The sequence below is a fragment of the Kaarinaea lacus genome (assembly GCF_975902315.1).
The window spans coordinates 1-4,520 of sequence record NZ_CDLKIE010000262.1; the positions used below are offsets into that span (position 1 = coordinate 1).

The following is a 4,520-nucleotide window of genomic DNA, read 5'->3' on the forward strand; positions in this document are numbered from 1 at the left end:
TAGAAGAACGACAACGATTGATTAATACCCATAGCTCGAAGCTTGTCGAATTGGCGACTGAACGTACCCGAACGGTACGGCGCTATTTGATTACTGATAAGGGGCTAAATGCCGCCCAGGTAGGGGAATGCCGTCTCAGCTTTAATCCAGAAGATACCGAGCCACCAAGAGTAGTCGTCACATTGTGATCTACTACCTGCAGATATGTATGGTTGTCTGCAGTTATAAAATGTATGAGATTCATTGCGCAGCGATATGAGAAGAATAATTCTAATTGGAGTTTTCTCGCTAGTCTCATTAATATTGATAGTTTTTATTTCACTATTCGCCTACCTGCAATTCGCGGATTTAAATCGCTTTAAACCACAAATTTCCCAACGTTTATCCACCTACCTGAACCGTTCTGTGGTTATCGACGGTCCATTTGATATCAATTTAATACCACTTGGTTTATCACTGACTGATGCGAAAATTGCCAATGCTTCATGGGGTACTCAGCCGGAAATGTTAAGAGTCCATCAACTGGATTTGCAACTGGGATTACTAGCGCTGATTTCCGGGGAGCTGATTATCCACAAATTTATACTGGATGATGTGCAAATTCTGGTTGAACACAACGAGCAAGGTGAGAATAACTGGCGAATACGAGAACCAGGGAAGCGGCAAGAAAAGACTGCAGTAGAATCTTCAACCATACCGCTGGATTTTGTCTCCGATGTAGAGATTGATATCAGGAATATCACTTTGTCATATCGTGAATCACCCACATTACCACATCACGATTTCGTACTGAATAAAGCGACACTTAAAGGTCTAAGTGACCTTGATGCATTACAGATAGATGTTTCGGGGCAATTCGACGGCCATGTTTACCAGGTAGCAGGCCAAACAGGCAGGTTGGCCGAGCTACTGTCCGTTAACAAAAGATTTCCAGTGGATCTACAGGCTAAAGCGTTTAACACAGACTGGGCAATTAAAGGTGATGTGCTAAATGCACTGAAATTGGAGAATATTCAGCTCAACGTTCAGGCGAGTGCTAAGGATTTTACAGCCTGGCAAGAATCATTGGGTGTGAGTATCAAGAGTGGTCCAGTCAACATTAATGCTGACATTGCAGGCAACCTAAATAAATTGACTGTTAAGAATCTGGCAGTACAGCTAGCTAAAACAATGGTCACTGGGAATGTGGCAGTTGATATGAGTACAGAAAAACCTGACATCAGTGCTCAATTAAATATGCAAGATATACACATAAAAGAGTTTCTTGGTGCGTTTCAAGCCGAGCCAACAAAAAAGAATAAGTCTGCATCACAAGAAGTTAACTTGAATCCTTTTGAAGAACCGTTGGACCTGGAATTTTTAAGTCTGTTTGATGCTTCAGTACAGTTTTCGGTTAATACTGTTGGTTATGATGAATGGATAATAGATCAATTCAATGCTGCAATTGCTGTTAAAAATGGCCAGTTCTCTATATCGCCGTTTTCAATCGCGAGCCCACTAGGACAGGCAACTGGAAAATTCAGCCTGTTAAACGAGCAGGGTATTAATGTTGCAAAACTGGATATTGATGCTAAAGAGTTGGCGTTAGGAAAATTTTATGACATGGCAAGTACCTATCAGGGTATTGGAGCCTTGCAAGGTAGTTTACACACCAAAGGTAAATCACTGTCTAATTTGTATGCCAATCTGCAAGGTAATGCTACAGCACATTATGCTAATAGTGCGCATAAACACACAACACAAATTGTCCTGCAACGAACGAATCCTGCAAACAGTGCTGCACCATTTGCGGTTGCTATCGATGGTGAACTACAAAAAGTACCTTATAAAATCACGGGAGAAATTGGTGGTCCCCAGGCATTGATTAGCGATAACCCTTACCCGTTAACAGCGCAGTTGAGTTTTTTAAATGTAGACACCAAAGCCAGAGGAACAATCGCGGAACTGTTCGAGGCAAAAGGTTTTGATATTAAAGTTGATGCTCGCACCAGCCATTTAGCCACTCTTGAAAAAACACTGGATATTGGTTTGCCTGCCTTGAAAAAAGCACAAGTGAAAACCGTATTTCGTGGTGATTATTCGCTATTAAAATTTGATCATATTCGGGTAAAAGGCAGCAATGCGCGATTGTCTGGCAATGTGCATATAGATTTTGAAAAAAAACTGCCCTATATCTTTGGCAACATTAACATCGATGAGCTCGACCTGGCTGGAATACAAAAAGAAATAGCTCGCGTAAATAAAGCGGAACGTGTCAAGCGAGATAAGGATGCAAAGGATCAAAAAGCAATCCTCGCTGAAACTATGTCGTTCTCTGCGCTGCAAGATTTTAATATGAATATCAAGCTGAAAGCCAGGGATGGCAGTTTAAACATCCCAAATTTCTCTATTGATAAAGCGGCTGCTGAATTAAGGGTGGAAAATAGTGCGTTGTCAGTGTGGCATGTCAATATAGATAGCCCTGCCGGAAATATAAAATCACATTTCAAAATTAATGCGAAAGAAAAAATACCCGTCGTTGACGCGCGTTTGAAGAGTGATGAACTGGACCTCGAAAAAATAGAGCTTGAAAATGGAGAACAATTCTTCTGGAAAGCGTTGGCAAGTGCTGATGTTTCACTCCACACGCAGGGAGATTCTCTGGAACAATGGTTAAAATCAGTAGTTGGGAATATCACATTAAATTACGAACACAAACAGCTGGAACAGATTCACGCAATACAATTAGCGCGAGAAGCGTCGCAAAATGTTGCCGATGCCCCTGTTGCGGTGAGGCTCAATAGCAAGTACAAAGATACGCTGTTTCTTGGTTTGGGTAGTATTAGCGATCCTTACACCTGGGCGGCTCGTGACGAACCGACCAGCTTCGATTTAAAAGCCAACATCAAAGGATTTGTTACGGAAGTGCAGGGTAAAATTGATGACCTTATCAGTGGTAAAGGTATGGATATCCAGCTGTCAGTTAACAATTTGCAGGCTTTAGATCCTTCTCTGAGCCAAAATGATTTCGTCAATAGAGTAGGCAAGGTACAGGTTACATCGGAGATTAAGGGCGATTACACTTCCATTGTGGCATCCAGGCTTGACGGAGTCATTGGACAAGGGCGAATAACGGGATCAACGTCAATCAATATGCAGCAGCAACCAGTTATGATGGAGTTTGACTGGAATATAGATGGTCTGGATATTTCAAAATGGGCGGAAGATGATACGACAACGGCAAAAAAACAGGATAAAACGAGTAAACAATTTTCATCGGAAGAGTTGCCCTTTGATTTACTGAAAGAGGCTAACTTAAAAGGCAGAATAAACGGCAAAAACATTCAATTCAGGCGAGTAAAAGCACTTGAAGTAAAAGCTACGGTTGACCTGAAAGATGGGGCGTTAAAATTTGATCTCGATCGCTTAACAGCGGCTGATGGTAGTTTAAATGCGAATCTGGAAATCGATAGTAAAGCTGAACCGCCTCGTGTTTCCGTGCAGATGAATGTTCCTAAAATCAATATGTCAGAGATTGCACGCAACACCGCTGCGGAAGGATTAGTGAGAGGCTACTTTGGCGCTGAGGTGTCTGTGAGTTCAACAGGTAACAGTACCGCTGAATTGGTGGCTGGACTGGATGGCCACGTTCGATTTTTAATAGATGAAGGAACTATTGATTCTGCGCTATTTGATATTTATACGGGCGGATTACGCGCTATGGTGGGAATGATGACAATAAAAAAAGAGAGAACCACCAAAATTAATTGTGGTATTTGCGGCTTGACATTCGATAAGGGGAAAGGAGTAACCGAAGTCGCGTTATTAGATACAAAGCATTCTACTTTAGTAGCAGAAGGGTGGGTTGATTTTAATAATGAGACTTTTAGTTTGAAGGCATCTCCGGTTAGCAAAGGTATTCCACTGAATATGGAGTTACCGGTGATCATTGAAGGACCGTTTTCCAATCCACGTTTTACCACAGAAACAACCTCGGCATTATACAAGGCCGCTGAGATAGCCACAGTTTGGATTGTTCCTGGTACGCTGGTTTTTATTGGTTACGATGGATTAAGATCTAGCGACAACAATCCCTGTGTTAATATGGTGGCACCGTCCAGGGATCGGATTGGAATGCGTGCAATCAAGGGGGCCGGTAAAGCTGTTAAGGATGTCGGATCAGCATTTAATAAGAGCTTGTCGAGGTTGTTGGGAGGAGGCTCCGGATCCGGCGCAAAAGAAGAAGGTGATGTTGGGGCCAACGATGAATAAAAGACTCAGTTGAAGAACAGGCTAAATATTATTATTTGTAATAGCGCTTGCGTAGTTCCTGTGGTATGCAACATAAGCTGTAAAAAAGATAGCATAAATTGCAAAAACGTACCCTGTAAAAGGCAAAATTGGCGGTGAACGGGTGCTTTATACTGATAGTTGTCATTCAGCAAATCACCCTAGTGAAACCTACTTTAGGTAATAGCGGACGATAAGATAACACACCAACAAGCGGACATATGAATGATCAAAACGGTTTCATTTTTGAA

Annotated in this window: 2 protein-coding genes; both read left to right on the top strand. The window is 42.0% G+C overall.

Annotation, left to right across the window (positions count from 1 at the left end; all coding sequences use genetic code 11):
- Nucleotides 1–188 (top strand): hypothetical protein (locus tag ACWVCM_RS08075; RefSeq protein ID WP_455201222.1); only part of this gene is annotated, 188 nt, incomplete at its 5' end.
- Between the two features lie 67 nt (nucleotides 189–255).
- Nucleotides 256–4,251, top strand: coding sequence for an AsmA family protein (locus ACWVCM_RS08080; protein ID WP_455201223.1), 3,996 nt, complete (start codon nucleotides 256–258; stop codon nucleotides 4,249–4,251).
- The last annotated feature ends 269 nt before the right edge of the window (nucleotides 4,252–4,520 follow it).